The sequence below is a fragment of the Pseudomonas protegens genome, from assembly GCF_003732485.1.
Lineage (GTDB): Bacteria > Pseudomonadota > Gammaproteobacteria > Pseudomonadales > Pseudomonadaceae > Aquipseudomonas > Aquipseudomonas protegens_B.
The window spans coordinates 46,321-63,038 of the sequence record NZ_MOAK01000087.1 but is presented as its reverse complement, the minus strand read 5'-3'; the positions used below and the strand labels follow the sequence as shown (position 1 = coordinate 63,038).

Below are 16,718 nucleotides of genomic sequence, written 5' to 3'. Positions count from 1 at the left end.
TGATAAAGTCCGCCCCCTGCCAGAAACGGGCTTGGTCGCGCGCTGCCACTCAAGCGGCCCGATCGCCGGTTGCCATTGACCACCGCAGCCATGGGTGCCGCTCCAGCCCGGACCACTTCCGGCCCCGGGTACCCGGCATGCACTGCACATTAAAAAAAACAGAGATACCGCTATGAGCGCTTCCCCTCCTTCCCTTCTGCACACCCTCAAACGCCTCAGCCTGGTGACGCAGATCGTCATCGGCCTGCTTGCCGGGATCGCCCTGGCCCTGTTGGCACCTGACGTGGCAAAGTCCACCACCTTCATCGGCAAGGTCTTCGTCTCGGCGCTCAAGGCCGTGGCGCCGATCCTGGTGTTCGTGTTGGTGATGGCCTCCATCGCCAACCACAAGCACGGCCAGGAAACCCATATCCGGCCGATCCTGGTGCTCTACCTGCTGGGCACCTTCGCTGCCGCGGTGGTCGCCGTGATCGCCAGCAGCCTGTTCCCTTCCGCCCTGGTGCTGTCGACCCACGACGTCGCCATCAGCGCTCCCGGCGGCATCACCGAAGTGCTGCAAAGCCTGCTGCTGAGCGTGGTGGACAACCCGGTCAGCGCCCTGATGAATGCCAACTTCATCGGCATCCTGGCCTGGGCCATCGGCATGGGCGTGGCCATCCGTCATGCCGGCGAGACCACTCGCACCGTGCTCGATGACCTGTCCAATGGCGTCACCCTGATCGTACGCGTGGTGATCCGCTTCGCGCCCCTGGGGATCTTCGGCCTGGTGGCCTCGACCCTGGCCACTTCCGGCTTCGATGCGCTGCTGGGCTACCTGCACCTGCTGGCGGTACTGATCGGCTGCATGCTGTTCGTGGCCCTGGTGATGAACCCGCTGATCGTGTTCTGGAAGATCCGCCGCAACCCCTTCCCACTGGTACTGACCTGCCTGCGCGAGAGCGGCATCACCGCGTTCTTCACCCGCAGTTCGGCGGCCAACATTCCGGTGAACCTGGAACTGAGCAAGCGCCTGGGCCTGCATGAAGACACCTATTCGGTGTCGATCCCCCTGGGCGCCACCATCAACATGGCCGGCGCGGCGATCACCATCACCGTGCTGACCCTGGCCGCCGTGCACACCCTGGGCATCGCCGTCGACCTGCCGACCGCCGTGCTCCTCAGTGTGGTGGCGGCGATCTGCGCCTGCGGCGCTTCCGGTGTCGCCGGTGGCTCGCTGCTGCTGATTCCACTGGCCTGCAGCCTGTTCGGCATCCCCAGCGAAATCGCCATGCAAGTAGTGGCTGTAGGCTTCATCATCGGCGTGCTGCAGGACTCGGCGGAAACCGCACTGAACTCCTCCACCGACGTGCTCTTCACCGCCGCCGCGTGCATGGCCCAGGAAGACAAGGCGCAAGCCTCAGCCTGATTCACGGCCACTAAAAAGCCCGGCCAGGGTCAACCTGGCCGGGCTTTTTTATGCGCGCTGATAGGGTCGTGCCGCTCTTCAGCAGGACGGCTTAGAACGCGCCCATGTAGTCGCGCTTGCCCACTTCCACACCGTTGTGACGCAGGATCGCGTAGGTGGTGGTGACGTGGAAGAAGAACTGCGGCAAGCCGTAGGTCAGCAGGTAGGACTGGCCACTGAAGCGCTTCTCTTTCGGAGTGCCCGGACGGGTGACGATCTCGATGCCTTCCTTGCCGTCGATCTGCGAAGGCTGGATGCCCTCGATAAAGGCCAGGACCTTGGCGATCAGCGCCTGCAGGTCGGCGAAGGTGACTTCAGTGTCGTCGTACTTGGGCAGCTCGACCTCGGCCAGACGGGCCGATACGCCCTTGGCGAAGTCCACGGCGATCTGCACCTGACGCACCAGCGGGAACATGTCCGGATACAGGCGCGCCTGGAGCAAGGCATTGGGTTCGATATTCTTCGCCGTGGCGTGAGCTTCGGCCTTGTGCAGCACATCGCTCAAGGCGTTGAGCATTTGCTTGAAGACAGGAACGGAAGCGGCGTACAGGGAAATAGTCATGACAGTCTCGACATGGATGGCGGAAATACAACGAGCAGCGATTATAGCCACAGCAGCCGGCCCAGGGGCCTTTATCCCGGAGGCCCTTGGCGATAAGCGCTGGGCGGGACGCCAAACCAGCGCTTGAAGCTCTGGGAAAAACTCGACAGGTCGCTGAAACCCAGCCGTTCGGCGATCTGCGTCAGGCTCAAGGCCGGGTTGCCCAACAGCTCCAGGGCCCGGGCGCTGCGCTGCTGGCTAAGCAATTGCCGGTACGACGTGCCCTCCTCCTGCAAACGACGCTTGAGGGTGCGCACGCTGGTCCGGCTCAACCGCGCCATGCTCGGCAGGTCCGGTACGCTGCCGACGGGGGCGGCCTCAAGATACTGGCGCACCAGGGCCGCCGCCCCCTGAGGCGCCGAGCGACGCTCCAGCAACTGTGCGCACATCTGCTCGCACATCGACACCGTCAGTGGATTGGCCTGGGGCAAGGGCCGGGTCAGGAAACGCCGGTCGAAGGCCAGGCCATGCTGCCCGGCCCGATAGGTGGGACTCAGGCCCAGGATCTGCTCTGCCTCCCCCGTGCTGCGCGCCACAGGACGGCCATTGCACCGGGTAAACCGCGCCAGGCGAAAGTCCGGGCCCACAATCTCCTTCATCAATACCGCCGCAGCGGCCATGTCCCGCTGCAGCAGAAACTCCCGTACCGCCGGGTCCGCCACCGCAGGCTCAGCAAACGTCAGCACCCCCAACTCCTGCTCCAATCGGTAGCCGATCGTGGCAAAGGCATACGTCAGGGGTAAAAAGCGCAAGGCCAGGCTCAAGGCATCCGCCGCAGTCGCGCTGCTGATCAGGCCATAGCCGAACAGGCCGTAGCTGGAGAAGTGATAGCGCGCGCCCACGGCGTAACCCAAGCCCCGGGGATTGCCCAGCAAACCCAGCAGATTGCTCACCAGTTGCAGTTCCTGAGCCGCCGTCAACAGGCTGTTGGGGTCCTGCAACTGCTCCAGGGACAACCCCGAGCCGGCCAGCAAACTCACCACTGGCAAGCCCTTTTCGCGGCCGAAGCTCACCAGCAGCAAGGCGCTGGACGGCCCTCGGGTATAGGTCTGGATACTCATGGGCCGGGCTCATGAAGCGCTGATTTGGCCCAAATACTAAAGCACTTGTCCCGTTACAGCATGGGGCCTGCACTTTATTCCCTGCATGCTTCACTGATCGGGGCCGCACCACAGAAACAAGGACGTGGCCTCGGGAGGATCAACCCAGTGCCGCACAACAATAACAACGAGGTCGTCATGCCCCAATCAGCACCTGCCTGCACCCCACCCTCCAGCCCCACCGCGCCCCTTGAGGCCCTGATCATCGGTAGCGGCTTCGGTGGCCTGGGCATGGCCATCGCCCTGCGCAAGGCCGGGGTCGATCAGTTCATCCTTCTCGAGAAAGGCCAGGCCGTCGGTGGCGTCTGGCGCGACAACACCTACCCCGGCGCCGCCTGCGACGTGCCTTCGCACCTGTACTCGTTTTCCTTCGAGCCCAACCCGAACTGGTCCCGGGTGTTCGCCCCCCAGGCAGAGATCCACGGTTACCTGCAGCATTGCGCCCAGCGCTACGACCTGCTGCGCCACATCCACTTTGGCAGCGAAGTGCGCCACGCCCGGTTCGATGAAGCCAGCAGTTGCTGGCAGGTCATCTGCAGTGATGGCCAGGAACACTTCAGCCGCCTGCTGATCAGCGCCACTGGCCAACTGAGCCGCCCCGCCCTGCCCAATCTGCCGGGCCTGGACAGTTTCCAGGGCCATGTATTCCATTCCGCAGCCTGGGACCATCACTATCCCCTGGCCAACAAGCGCGTGGCGGTGATCGGAACCGGCGCCTCGGCCATCCAGTTCGTTCCGCAGATTGCCGACCAGGTGGCCGCGCTCAAGGTCTTCCAGCGCTCCCCGGCCTACATCATGCCCAAGGCCGACCGCGCCTACCGCCCGGAGGAAAAACAGCGATTCGCCCGCCATCCGCTATGGGCCAAGCTGGTGCGCGCCGCCCACTACCTGCACTTCGAATCCCGGGCGCTGGGCTTTACCCGGCTCAAGGGCCTGACCAAGTGGGTGGTTGGCATTCCTTTTCACCAGTTGCTGAACGCCTCGGTGCCCGATCCCGGACTGCGCCAACGCATGACCCCGGACTACCCCATCGGCTGCAAGCGCATCCTGCTGTCCAACGACTACCTGAAAACCTTTGCCAGGCCCCATGTCGAGCTGCTGACCCAGGGCATCGAGCGCATTACCGAGCACGGCATCGAAACCCTCGACGGTCAGCAGCACCCGGTGGATGCGATCATCTATGGCACCGGTTTCGCCGCCACCGAGTTCCTTTCGCCGATGCGCATCAGCGGCCGCGGCGGGGTCGACCTGAACCAGGCCTGGCAACATGGCGCGGCAGCCTACCTGGGGCTCAGCGTGCCCGGTTTCCCCAACTTCTTCATGCTCTACGGGCCCAACACCAACCTGGGCCACAACTCCATCATCCATATGCTGGAAAGCCAGATCTCCCACGTGATCAAGGCCCGCCGGGCGCTGCTCAAAAGCGGAGCGAAAACCCTGGAGGTGGACGAGTCGCCCCACCAGCGTTTTCAGTTGCGCATCCAGCGCCGCCTGGCCACCTCGGTGTGGAGCGGCTGCCAAAGCTGGTATGTCGACGCACAGGGGCACAACAGCACCAACTGGCCCGGTTTCACCTGGAGCTACAGATGGCTGACCCGCTACGCCGGACTGTCCGCCTACCGGTTTGCCAGCCCCTTGGACGCACCGTTTTCGACCAGCGATGGACAGCGAGTGGCCCCACCCGGGGATTGGCTGGAACGGGGTAACGCGGCTTTCTTGCGGCTTTTCCTGAGAGCCAGTTTCAGGCCCCTGATCGGCCCGCCGCGGGAGCTGGTGAGCCAGCGCAAGCTCGTCAACGCCCTCTCCTGGCTGATGCCCGGCGGCCTCGGCGTAACACGACAGCGCACGGACCTGGGTCAGTTGAGGGTGCAGACAGTCGAGCCCAAGGCCCGGACCTCGAACGCGGTCATCCTCTACCTGCACGGCGGCGCGTTCTGCCTGGGCAACCCGGACACCCACTACAGCGTCACCAGCCGCCTGGCCAGGGAAACTGGCTGCCGGGTCTGGGCGCCCGACTACCGACTGGCACCGGAGCATCCCTACCCGGCCGCGCTGGACGACTGCCTGGCCTGTTATGACGCCATCCGTGCCCAGGGCTGTCCGGCGCAACAGCTGCTGATTGCCGGTGACTCTGCCGGGGGCGCCCTGGTGCTGGCACTGGCGCTGACCTTGAAGCAACGCGGCGAGCCGTTCGCGGCCGGGCTGATATTGCTCTCGCCGGTCACCGATCCCGACCTGGGCGCAGACAGCATTCAATCCCGATCCGCCGTCGACCCGATGATCCGCCGCGACTGGCTGGAGCAGGCCCTCAAGGCCTACGCCGTCCCTGCGCAGACGCTTTCACATCGCCCTCTGGAAGCGGACCTGCGCGGCCTGCCGCCGATGCTGATTCAGGTCGGCGACCAGGAGCTGCTGCTGTCCGACGCCCTCCGCCTGGCGGAACGCGCACGGGCGTCCGACGTGCCCTGCCAGCTTGAGATTCACGATGGCCGCTGGCATGTCTTCCAACTGCAGGCCTTCTATCTGCGCTCTGCCAGGAACGCCCTGCGCAGCATCGCCCGATTTGCCCATCGCTGCCTGGAAACCGCCGCCATTCCCGCAGCGCCGTCCGCGCCGCTTGCCGCGGCCGAGCCGGCACAAGCCCCGCAACCCAGCTGAAATACCCGCCGCCGCGCTGACTGTGCGGCGGCATTGCCCCCTTGAAAGCCGCAGCCCGATCCCCGTTCCACCAAGTTCTGATGGCCAGAACCGGCTTCTGAAGGTAAAACAGAGCCCCTCGAAGAGGGCCGACTCGGCCACGGAAAACTCAAGGCCGCCTTGGCGCGCCATGCACCGGGTTTTCCACGACCCCATCCATCAGTGACCAAGGGACCAGCACTTATGAGCAACGAGCACGACACCCCCAGCGAAGCACTGCGCCTGAGCAGTACCGACATCCGCGTTCTGGGTTCGTTGATCGAAAAGCAGGCCACCAGCCCGGAAACCTATCCCCTGACCCTCAACGCCCTGGTGATTGCCTGCAATCAGAAAACCAGCCGCGAACCGGTGATGAACCTGACCCAGGGCCAGGTCGGCCAAAGCCTGCGCGCCCTCGAGGCCCAAGGCTTCACTCGGCTGGTCATGGGCAGCCGCGCCGACCGCTGGGAGCAGCGCCTGGACAAGGCCCTGGAACTGGTGCCGGCGCAGTTGATCCTGTGCGGCCTGATGTTTCTGCGCGGCCCGCAGACGGTCAACGAACTGCTGACCCGCAGCGGGCGCATGCACGACTTTGAAGACAGCGAGCAAGTCCTGCACCAGCTCGAACGTTTGATTGCCCGGGGCCTGGCCCTGCACATCCCGCGTCAGGCCGGCCAGCGCGAGGACCGCTACACCCACGCCCTGGGCGATCCGGCGGATATCGAAGCCATCCTCGCCGCCCGGGGCAACCCAGTGGAGCGCAGTACCAGCGGCGCGGTCTCGGTGGAGCGCATCGAAGAGCTGGAAGCGCGGATTGCCGCCCTGGAAGAACGCCTGGCCCAACTCGAAGGCTGACCTGACGCCCCCCCATGGGCCACTAACGAAAATGCCGGCTCAAGCCCGGGCGAAGGCCACCGCCTTGTGGAACTGCTCCTCGCTCGGGCGCACGCCGGTATACAGCACAAACTGCTCCAGGGCCTGAATCGCAATCACCTCCAGCCCGGTGATGACCTGCTTGCCTTCGGCCCTGGCCCGCAGGATCAACGGCGTCTCCGGCGGCACGGCCACCACATCGAACACCCGGTCCGCCGCAGCAATCGCCTCGGCCTCGAAGGCCAGTTGCTGCGCTTGCGGGCCGCCGCTCATGCCGATCGGGGTCACGTTGATCAGCAGCTGCGGCCGCAGGCTGCCCAGCTCCGCCTGCCACTCATATCCCAGCGCACCTGCCAGGGCGCGCCCGGTGACTTCATTGCGCGCGACGATCACGCCCTGGGTATAACCGCCATCACGCAAGGCGCTGGCCACGGCCTTGGCCATGCCGCCGCTACCGCGCAGGGCGAAGGTCGATTCCCGCGGCACGTCGTGCTCGGCCAGCAACTGGGCCACGGCAATGTAATCGGTGTTGTAGGCCTTCAGGTGGCCGTCGGTGTTGACGATGGTGTTGATCGAGGCAATGGCCCTGGCCGAGGCATCCAGCTCATCCACCAGGGCGATGCAGTCCTCCTTGAACGGCATGGACACGCCGCAGCCGCGAATCCCCAACGCACGAATCCCGCGCACCGCACCGGGCAGGTCCTGGCTGCTGAAGGCCTTGTAGTAGAAGTTGAGCCCCAACTGCTCGTACAGATGGTTATGAAAACGCAGGCCGAAGTTCCCGGGACGCCCGGAAAGCGACATGCACAACTGGGTGTCTTTGTTGGGGTTCATTTGCATACTCATCTCCTCGCTGGGCACTTTCGGATAGACGGGATTGGTCAGCCAAGCCCCTTGTGCCTGATCATATCGACGCTTGTTTACAGGCCTCTTCAGCGCCCAGGGATGACGGTAAAGAGGCCGGTACAGACCTTACACAATATTTACTCAGCGGCTGTGCAGATTTTCCGGAAACCGCTGTCTTAGAAGTATCCCCGCGTCAGTTCTTGAGTCTGGTGCAGACCATAAACGCAGGGGTTGAACCGAGGAACAACCATGATTTCCAAAATCCCCAAGATTGCCCTGCTCATAGGTGCACTGGCTGTCGCCGGCCAGGCATCGGCTCACGGTGGCGGCTGGGCCGGCCCCGCAGCACTGGGCGCAGTTGTCGGTGCAGCCGTTGTGGGCTCGGTGATCGCCAATCAGGATCGTCCGGTCTACGTGCAGCAGGCGCCGGTCTATGTGCAACCCCAGCCGGTGTATGCCGCGCCACCGCCGCCGGTCTACTACCAGCCGGCACCGGTCTATGTGCAACAACCGGTCTACTACCGTCCGACGCCGGTGTACTACGGCCCTCCACGGGGTTACTACGGCCACCCCCATTACTACTACGGCCCCGGTCCCGGCCGCTGGTAACCGCCCGCTGAAACAACCACAGGCCCCGCCCTCGAAGCGGGGCCTGTTGCATTTTGCCATCATCCGGATGTCTGAATAATTCTGAACAATGTCGCGACTGGAACAGTATTTGCATTTAAATCCGGGAATAGTGTGCTGATCCCAGGGTGGCCCCGCGCAACATGGGACTGTCATGTTTGTGTCATTCAAGGACTGCAAGATCGACCCAGTCCGCTCGCCACAGGCCCATAACAACAAGGACGACCCCATGCCCACGCAAAACCCCCATCGCGTCGAAGGCCTCTGCACTTCCAGCCGGGTGTACGACGCCCTGACCGAACTCAAGCACCTGGAAGGCCATCGCAGCGCCAAGTTTCTCTCGCTGCTGGCCCAGAACCTGGTACGTAAGGGCCTGCTCAACGAGCAGGAAGTGCTGCACATGCTCGATCAGGTAGTGGACTGAGCGCCCTCCCGCCCTGGCGCGCCCCTTCACCCTGGTCAATGTCCACAATCGATCCAGGTGATTTTTCGTAGCACTCGGCGCTTTGTAAGGTAACCCTTCGACAAGAGGAGGTTCCCATGCCCAAGGTTCAGATCATGTCCGTCATCGGCAGTGCCGTCCCCGCGTCGCTCAGGGAACTGGGCTTGCTGGCCTGCTGGTACCTGGTACGCGACGGCGAAGCCGTCAGCGGCCCGCTGACCTCCCTGCCCGCCGCCCAGGCCCTGTCCAGGCAACTCGATCTGCATAGGGTCCACCTCTAGGGCAACTGCACCCGAGGCCGGGTTTCGACGAACAGCGCCCAACTGGACATGAACAGCGCGGCGATCAAGGGTCCGATGACAAACCCATTGAGGCCGAAGATCGCCAGCCCGCCCAGGGTCGAGATCAGGATCAGGTAGTCGGGCATCTTGGTGTCCTTGCCCACCAGGATGGGTCGCAACAGGTTGTCCACCAGACCGATCACGAACACCCCGAACAACCCCAGCACCACCGCTTGCCAGATCGCTCCGCTGATCAGGAAGTACGCCGCCACCGGGCCCCAGACAATCCCCGCCCCCACCGCCGGCAGCAACGACAGAAACGCCATCAGCACCGCCCACAACAGGGCACTGGGAATGTCCAGGAACCAGAAGATCATTCCACCCAGGGCCCCCTGGGTCACCGCCACCAGCACATTGCCCTTGACCGTGGCCCGCACCACCCGATTGAACTTCAGTTGCAGCCGGCGTTTCTGGTACTCGGCCAGGGGCACGGCAGTGCGGATCTTGCGCGCCAGTTCGGCGCCATCACGCAAAAAGAAGAACAGCAGGTAGAGCATGATGAAGAAGCTCACCACGAACTCGAAGGTGCCCTGACCGAAGCTGAACGCCTGGGTCGCCAGGTACTGACTGCCCTGCATCGCGCTCTTGACCGTGTTCTCCTGCAAGCCCTTGAGCTCGCCAAGGCCCAAGCGATCCAGCAGGTGCTGAAAGTAGGGTGGCAGGCTGTGCTTGAACTGGGCCAGGTAGCCGGCGATGTCCAACTGACCGCTTTCGATCTTCTTGTACAGCTCGGCCCCTTCCTGGACCAGCAACACACTGGTGATGATCACCGGCAGGATGGCGATCACCAGGCAGATCAGCAGGGTGCACAAGGCCGTGAGATTGCGCGGCCAGCCGAACTTCAATTGCAGGCGGCGCTGCAAAGGAGCAAAGACGATGCCCAGGATCACCGCCCAGAACAGTGCTCCGTAGAACGGCAGCAAAATCCAGATGAACGCCACCGTCACCAGGACCAGTAACAGCAGCAGGCTTTTGTTTTGCAGGTTGTTTTGATTCATGTCCGATCCAGATCAGTCAACGCCCCATCACGGCGTCCTGAGGTTAGTCCGCAGCCGTGATGCCGAGTGCGTTTTTTTCTGCATCAGACATAGATCCAGATCAATGAATGCCCGCCAGCACTGGCTTACCCTCGCGACCTTTTGCGACCGACAGCCCCATGACGCTCCTCGCCAAGCCCGAACTCCTGGCCCCCGCCGGCACCCTGAAAAACATGCGCTACGCCTTTGCCTACGGCGCCGATGCGGTGTACGCCGGCCAACCGCGCTACAGCCTGCGAGTACGCAACAACGAATTCGACCACGCCAACCTGGCCCTCGGTATCCGCGAGGCCCAGGCCCAGGGCAAACGCTTCTACGTGGTGGTCAACATCGCCCCGCACAACGCCAAGCTCAAGACCTTTCTCAAGGACCTGGAGCCTGTCATCGAGATGGCCCCGGACGCGCTGATCATGTCCGACCCGGGGCTGATCATGCTGGTGCGCCGGCACTTCCCGACCATGCCGATCCACCTCTCGGTGCAGGCCAACACGGTTAACTGGGCCAGCGTCGAGTTCTGGCAACTGCAAGGGCTGACCCGGATCATCCTGTCCCGGGAACTGTCCCTGGAGGAAATCGAGGAAATCCGCCAGAAGGTGCCGGCCATGGAACTGGAGGTCTTCGTCCACGGCGCCCTGTGCATGGCCTATTCCGGACGCTGCCTGCTCTCGGGCTACATGAACAAGCGCGACGCCAACCAGGGCACCTGCACCAATGCCTGCCGCTGGAAATACAAGGCCGAGGAAGCCACCGAGAACAACCTCGGGGACATCGTCCAGACCTTCCAACCGGAGCCGACCCTGGGCCTGGGAGCGCCCACCGACCAGGTGTTCCTGCTCCAGGAAGCCAATCGTCCGGACGAGTTGATGCCGGCCTTCGAAGACGAGCACGGCACCTACATCATGAATGCCAAGGACCTGCGGGCGGTGCAGCACGTGGAGCGCCTGACCCGCATGGGCGTGCACTCGCTGAAGATCGAGGGCCGGACCAAATCGCACTTCTACTGTGCCCGCACCACCCAGGTGTACCGCCAGGCGATCGACGATGCCGCCGCCGGACGCGAGTTCGACCGCAGCCTGATGAACGACCTGGAGTCCCTGGCCCAGCGCGGCTACACCGAAGGCTTCCTGCGCCGCCATGTGCATGACGAGTACCAGAACTACCAGAACGGCAGCTCGGTGTCGGAACGCCAGCAGTTCGTCGGCGAACTCACCGGCGAACGCCGTGACCGTCTGGCAGAAGTGAAGGTGAAGAACCGTTTCGCCCTGGGCGATCACATGGAACTGATGACCCCCAAGGGCAACTTCCACTTCGATCTGCACCAACTGCAGAACGCCAAGGGCCAAGCCATCGAAGTCGCCCCGGGGGATGGCCACACCGTGTACCTGCCGATCCCCGATCAGGTGGACCTGCGCTTCGGCCTGTTGATGCGCGACATCAGCGCCTGAGGCGCAGCGCTCTAGCCAGCCGCCCCGATGGCTGGCTGAGCACGGCATCAGATCCGGAACTGCCCCACCAACCGACCCAGGCGCTGGCCCAGGTCCGCCAGGCTACGGGACGTCTGGGCGCCACGCTGGGTTTCGTCGGCCACGCTGTCCACCGCTACGGCGATCTGGTGCACGCTGCGGTTGATCTCTTCAGCCACCGCGGTCTGCTCCTCTGCCGCACTGGCGATTTGTGCGTTCATCGAATTGATGGTGCCGATCAGCTGGGCCATGGTGTCCAGCGAGGCACCGGCCTCGTTGGCTTTCACCGAAGTGCCATCGCCGGCATCGCTGGAGCGGCGCATGGCGTCCACCGCCACCCGAGTACCCTGCTGCAGACGATCAATCATGCCCTGGATTTCCTGGGTGCTTTGCTGGGTACGGCTGGCCAGGGCCCGCACTTCATCGGCGACCACGGCAAAACCACGCCCGGCCTCCCCGGCCCGGGCCGCTTCGATGGCGGCGTTCAAGGCCAGCAGGTTGGTCTGCTCGGCGATGGAGCGGATCACATCCAGCACGCTGACGATCGACGACACGTCCTGCTGCAAGCTGTCCAGGGACGTGCCGCTGTTGCGAATATCGCTGACCAGAGCATGGATCTGCTGGATGCTGCCATCCACCACACGCTTGGCCGCCTGGCCTTCCTCATCGGTCTGTTGCGCCGCCACCGCCGCCCCCTGGGCGCTGCGGGCCACTTCGTGGGCCGCGGAGGACATTTCATTGATCGCCGTGGCCACCTGATCGGTCTCGTGACGCTGACGCTCCATGGCCTGCTCCGAACGCTGTGCCTGATCCGAGACCTGGGTCACCAGCTCGGTGAGCTGCGAGGTCATCTCGGTGATCTGGCGCACCAGACCGTGGATCTTGTCGACAAAACGGTTGAACGAACCGGCCAGATCCCCCAGTTCGTCCTGGCTGGTGATCGCCAGGCGCCGGGTCAGATCGCCTTCGCCGGCGGCGATGTCATCGAGGTTGGCCTTCATCAGGTTCAGGGGGCGCAGCATGGTGTTGGCCACCAGCATGCCCAGGGCTGCAATCACCAGCAGCACCACTGCGGCGATCCCGAGAATGCTCAGGACCATGCCTTCCATGCGTTGGTTGACACTGTCCTGGACTGCCGCCACCTGGGCGTCGATGCCGTCGAGATTGACCGAGGTGCCCAGCACCATGTCCCACTTGGGCAGGTACTCGGTGTAACCCAGCTTGGGTACCAGCACGTCGCTGCCCGGCTGAGTGGAACTGTATTGCACGTAATGGCTGCCGTCCTTGCCCACGCGCACCAGTTCACGATTGACGTAAACGCCGTTGGGGTCGCGATTGTCCTTGAAGCTCTTGCCCACGCCGTCCGGGCTGTTGCCCTTGAACAGGCGCACGGTCTCGGAGTCGTAGCCGAAGAAGTAGCCGTCCTTGCCGTAAGTGATGTTGGACAGCAGCTTGACCACCTCGGCCCGCGGCGCCTGATCCCCAGGCGCCGCCGCGTCGTACAACGGCTTGACCGTGTTCAGGGCCACTTCGACATAACTCTGCAAGGTGGCCTTGGCTTCGCCCAACAGGCGATGACGGGTTTCCTCGACTTCTTTCTGGGCCTGCTGGCGCAGCATGAGCACGGTGCTCAGGCTGATCACCAGGGCGAACAGCAGTACCGGGAGTACCGCCAGGGACAGGACTTTGGCCTTCAGGCTCAAGCGCATAGGGGACTCACTCTTGGTTTTTTATTGGCGTGATATGCCGTTAACGGCACGCAAAAAAAAAAGTTGAGCCTGAATCCCTGGGAGCCGGCTTGCCGGCGAAGGGGCCCTCGAGCCTTGCACCGACCTTGGCGATGCCTTCGCTGGCAAGCCAGCTCCTACGACAACCCCCGACGTCTACGAGAGCGAGATGATCAGAGGACCATGGCCGCCACCCAGCCAAAGGCCAGCAGCGGCAGGTTGTAGTGCAGGAAGGTCGGAACCACGGTGTCCCAGATGTGGTGGTGCTGGCCGTCGATATTCAGGCCCGAGGTCGGTCCCAGGGTCGAGTCCGAGGCCGGCGAACCAGCATCGCCCAGGGCACCGGCGGTGCCGACGATGCAGACGATGGCCAGCGGGCTGAAGCCCAGTTGCACACACAAAGGCACGAAGATCGCCGCGAGGATCGGCACCGTGGAGAACGACGAGCCGATGCCCATGGTCACCAGCAGGCCCACCAGCAACATCAGCAAGGCACCCACGCCCTTGCTGTGGCCGATCCACGCCGCCGAGGCTTGCACCAGGCTCTTCACCTCGCCGGTGGCCTTCATCACTTCGGCGAACCCGGAGGCGGCGATCATGATGAAGCCGATCATGGCCATCATCTTCATGCCTTCGGTGAACAGGTCGTCAGTCTCGCGCCAGCGCACGATGCCCGACACCGAAAAAATCAGGAAGCCGCACAAAGCCCCGATAATCATCGAGTCCAGCAGCAACTGGATCACGAACGCAGCGACGATAGCCGCCCCCGCCACCAGCAGGGTCCGCGGGTTGTATTGCACCGCCACCTGCTCGACTTTCTCGATCCGGTCCAGGTCATAGATGCGCTTCTTGCGGTAGCTGACAAAGGCCAGCAGCAAGCCGCAGAGCATGCCCAGGGCCGGAATGCCCATGGCGTGGGTGACGTTGATCTGGCTAATGTCCACCCCGCTACGGGCGACGTTGGCCAGGAGGATTTCATTGAGGAAGATGTTGCCGAAACCCACCGGCAGGAACATGTAGGGGGTGATCAGGCCGAAAGTGATGACGCAGGCGATCAGCCGCCGGTCCAGTTGCAATTTGGTCAGTACATAGAGCAGCGGCGGCACCAGCAGTGGAATGAAGGCAATGTGGATCGGCAGGATGTTCTGCGAAGCAATCGCCACCACCCACAACAGGCCGATCAGCAGCCATTTGACCTGGCCGCCGCCGTGGGCGTCCTGGCGATCCACCAATACCAGGATCTTGTCCGCCAGGGCATGGGCCAGGCCGGACTTGGCGATGGCCACGGCGAAAGCACCGAGCAAGGCGTAGGACATGGCCACGGTGGCACCGCCCCCCAGGCCGCTATTGAAAGCCTTGAGCGTGGCCTCGATCCCCAGGCCGCCCGTCAAGCCGCCCACCAGGGCACCAATGATCAGGGCGATCACTACATGCACGCGGGACAGGCTGAGCACCAGCATCACGCCAACCGCGGCAATTACTGCGTTAATCATCGTTACCTCATTACTGCGCCGCTAAAAATGGCGCAAAAGCCTGTGACCGACCGGAAGGCAGCGGGCTGCCGACATCGAAATGAAAAAGGTTCTTATTAGGGGCGCGCACTTTGCAGCAGCAGGCCCGGCTTGTCAAAACTCCGCACCCCGCCGCCCGTAGGAGCGAGCTTGCTCGCGAAGCCCCCCAAGACCAACCCCCTACCCGTGGCGCGGGAGCTTGCTCGCGCCGGGCTGCACAGCAGCCCCAGCACCTCACGGTTTATTTCGAACAAGCGTTTAAAGAACGCCGTTCGTCGGCCGTTACAGTGCGAAGTCTCAGATATTTATCGAATAAAGGACGCCTCCATGTCGCTCAGACAACTTTCCATCCAATGGAAGATCACCTTGCTGGCCGGACTCTGCCTGTTGGGCATCGTGTCACTGTTGGTGGGACTTTCGCTGTATCGCATGGAGCACAGCTCCGAGCTGGTGAAAGCGTCGAGCATGGAGATGCTCAATGAAGCGGCCCAGGCGCGAATCGAAGCCCAGGGTGAAGTCCAGGCACTGGGCATTCGCCAACAGTTCATGGACGCCTATCAGTACGGCCACGGCTTTTCCCGCCAGGTGCTGTTCCTGCGGGAACAGGCCGAGAAGCGCTTCCTCGACGCCTTCGACCTGCGCGAAGACCTGACCCGCCAGGTCAAGTCGGCGTTGCAGGCCAACCCCGACCTGCTGGGCCTGTCCCTGGTGTTCGAAGCCAACGCCCTGGATGGCAAGGACGAGTTGTTCAGCGGCCAGAGCGAACTGGGCAGCAACGAAAAAGGCCGTTTCGCCCTCTACTGGTCCCAGCCTACCCCGGGCAAGCTGACCTCCATGTCACTGCCGGAAAGCGACATGAGCGACACCCGCAGCGGCCCCAGCGGCGAGCCGGCCAATGCCTGGTTCACCTGCCCGCGCAGCACCCTCAAGCCCTGCGTGATCGAGCCCTACTTCTATGACATCGACGGCCAGAAGGTGCTGATGACCAGCATCGTCTTCCCGCTCCTGGTGAACGGCAAAGTCATCGCCTCACTGTCGGTGGACATCAACCTCAACAGCCTGCAGGCCATCAGCCGCAATGCCAGTCAGAAGCTCTACGCCGGCCAGACCAGCGTCAGCATCCTCAGCCCGGTGGGCCTGCTGGCCGGCCATAGCCCGGATGCCGGCAAGCTCAGCCAGCACCTGGACAGCGTCGACAGCGTCAACGGCGCGCAACTGATCCGCCAACTGGCCAGCAGCCCAGAGACCCACAGCCTGCACAGCAATCAGAAACTCAAGGTCCTCGCCCCCTTCACCCCGATCCCAGGCGGCAAGCCCTGGGGCGTGCTGCTGGATGTACCGGAAAAGGTCCTGGTGGGTCCGGCCGAAGCCTTGAAAAGCGAACTCGATGCCAGCAACAGCAGCGGCACCCTGATGGAATTGGGCCTGGGCCTGCTGGCTGCCGTGGTGGGCCTGCTGCTGGTGTGGCTGATGGCGCGCAGCGTGACCCGACCGATCCTCGGCGTGGCCCACATGCTCGAAGACATCGCCAGCGGCGAAGGCGACCTGACCCGGCGCCTGGCGTACAACAACAAGGACGAGCTGGGGCAACTGGCCGGCTGGTTCAATCGTTTCCTCGACAAGCTGCAACCGATCATTGCCCAAGTGAAACGCTCAGTGCAGGACGCCCGCGACACCGCCGACCAGTCATCGGCCATCGCCACCCAGACCAGCGCCGGCATGGAGCAGCAGTATCGTCAGGTGGATCAGGTGGCCACCGCTTCCCACGAGATGAGCGCCACCGCCCAGGACGTGGCCCGCAGCGCGGCCCAGGCCGCCCAGGCGGCGCGGGACGCCGACCAGGCCACGCAACAGGGCCTGACCGTGATCGACCGCACCACCCGCAGCATCGACCAGTTGGCTGCCGATATGAGCGCCGCCATGACCCAGGTCGAAGGTCTGGCCGCCAACAGCGAACAGATAGGCACGGTACTGGAAGTGATCCGCTCGATTGCCGAGCAGACCAACCTGCTGGCCCTCAACGCCGCCAT

Annotated in this window: 14 protein-coding genes and 1 pseudogene; 8 read left to right on the top strand and 7 right to left on the bottom strand. The window is 63.6% G+C overall.

From position 1 onward, the window contains the following. Positions 1-172: 172 nt before the first annotated feature. Entirely contained in the window at positions 173-1,405 is a 1,233-nt protein-coding gene (gene sstT / locus BLX41_RS30395; protein WP_123727865.1) for a serine/threonine transporter SstT, read from the top strand. A 91-nt stretch (positions 1,406-1,496) separates the two neighbouring features. Here sstT and BLX41_RS30390 read toward each other — a convergent pair whose 3' ends face one another. Beyond that, a complete protein-coding gene (locus BLX41_RS30390) occupies positions 1,497-2,006 on the bottom strand; it encodes a DUF1993 domain-containing protein (protein ID WP_102864642.1) in 510 nt (169 codons plus the stop codon). Between the two features lie 71 nt (positions 2,007-2,077). After that, positions 2,078-3,106: an AraC family transcriptional regulator gene (locus tag BLX41_RS30385; RefSeq protein WP_123727864.1), complete on the bottom strand. Its 1,029-nt coding sequence runs from the start codon at positions 3,104-3,106 to the stop codon at positions 2,078-2,080. Positions 3,107-3,283: 177 nt separating this feature from the next. On the opposite strand from BLX41_RS30385, the gene BLX41_RS30380 reads away from it, so the two are divergent. Together BLX41_RS30380 and BLX41_RS30375 are read left to right on the top strand one after the other, a co-directional pair. Continuing rightward, entirely contained in the window at positions 3,284-5,803 is a 2,520-nt protein-coding gene (locus tag BLX41_RS30380) for a flavin-containing monooxygenase (RefSeq protein WP_123728000.1), read from the top strand. Positions 5,804-6,025: 222 nt separating this feature from the next. Further along, positions 6,026-6,676, top strand: a complete 651-nt coding sequence (locus BLX41_RS30375; RefSeq protein WP_123727863.1) for a YceH family protein — start codon at positions 6,026-6,028, stop codon at positions 6,674-6,676. 39 nt (positions 6,677-6,715) lie between these two features. On the opposite strand, the gene BLX41_RS30370 is transcribed toward BLX41_RS30375, so the two are convergent. Then, the gene (locus BLX41_RS30370; protein ID WP_123727862.1) at positions 6,716-7,534 is read right to left on the bottom strand and encodes a shikimate 5-dehydrogenase; all 819 of its coding nucleotides are present in this window, start codon (positions 7,532-7,534) and stop codon (positions 6,716-6,718) included. A gap of 255 nt (positions 7,535-7,789) precedes the next feature. On the opposite strand from BLX41_RS30370, the gene BLX41_RS30365 reads away from it, so the two are divergent. From BLX41_RS30365 to BLX41_RS30355, 3 genes are all read left to right on the top strand, one after another. After that, positions 7,790-8,149, top strand: a complete 360-nt coding sequence (locus BLX41_RS30365) for a hypothetical protein (RefSeq protein WP_123727861.1) — start codon at positions 7,790-7,792, stop codon at positions 8,147-8,149. Between the two features lie 247 nt (positions 8,150-8,396). Continuing rightward, complete coding sequence (locus tag BLX41_RS30360; protein ID WP_123727999.1) at positions 8,397-8,591, top strand: hypothetical protein; 195 nt, start codon at positions 8,397-8,399, stop codon at positions 8,589-8,591. Positions 8,592-8,707: 116 nt separating this feature from the next. Further along, positions 8,708-8,890 (top strand): hypothetical protein, encoded by a 183-nt coding sequence (locus BLX41_RS30355; RefSeq protein ID WP_123727860.1) that lies wholly within the window; start codon positions 8,708-8,710, stop codon positions 8,888-8,890. Here BLX41_RS30355 and BLX41_RS30350 read toward each other — a convergent pair. Continuing rightward, on the bottom strand, positions 8,887-9,948 hold the full coding sequence (locus tag BLX41_RS30350) for an AI-2E family transporter (RefSeq protein WP_123727859.1): 1,062 nt from the start codon (positions 9,946-9,948) through the stop codon (positions 8,887-8,889). The genes BLX41_RS30355 and BLX41_RS30350 overlap by 4 nt on opposite strands. Positions 9,949-10,106: 158 nt before the next feature. Between BLX41_RS30350 and trhP the strand changes: the two genes are divergently transcribed. Further along, positions 10,107-11,432 carry a prephenate-dependent tRNA uridine(34) hydroxylase TrhP gene (gene trhP / locus BLX41_RS30345; RefSeq protein WP_123727858.1) on the top strand — a complete coding sequence of 442 codons (1,326 nt, stop codon included), beginning with the start codon at positions 10,107-10,109 and terminating at the stop codon, positions 11,430-11,432. A gap of 47 nt (positions 11,433-11,479) precedes the next feature. Here trhP and BLX41_RS37520 read toward each other — a convergent pair whose 3' ends face one another. The 3 genes and pseudogenes from BLX41_RS37520 to BLX41_RS30335 form a co-directional block, all read right to left on the bottom strand. After that, positions 11,480-12,235 carry a methyl-accepting chemotaxis protein gene (locus tag BLX41_RS37520; protein ID WP_404942816.1) on the bottom strand — a complete coding sequence of 252 codons (756 nt, stop codon included), beginning with the start codon at positions 12,233-12,235 and terminating at the stop codon, positions 11,480-11,482. 102 nt (positions 12,236-12,337) lie between these two features. Continuing rightward, positions 12,338-13,069: pseudogene (locus BLX41_RS37515) on the bottom strand (cache domain-containing protein); the annotation flags it as partial. A gap of 281 nt (positions 13,070-13,350) precedes the next feature. After that, positions 13,351-14,667: a Na+/H+ antiporter family protein gene (locus tag BLX41_RS30335; protein ID WP_185073873.1), complete on the bottom strand. Its 1,317-nt coding sequence runs from the start codon at positions 14,665-14,667 to the stop codon at positions 13,351-13,353. 348 nt (positions 14,668-15,015) lie between these two features. Here BLX41_RS30335 and BLX41_RS30330 point away from each other — a divergent pair. Continuing rightward, a partial coding sequence (locus BLX41_RS30330) for a methyl-accepting chemotaxis protein (RefSeq protein ID WP_259745407.1) occupies positions 15,016-16,718 on the top strand: 1,703 nt, incomplete at its 3' end.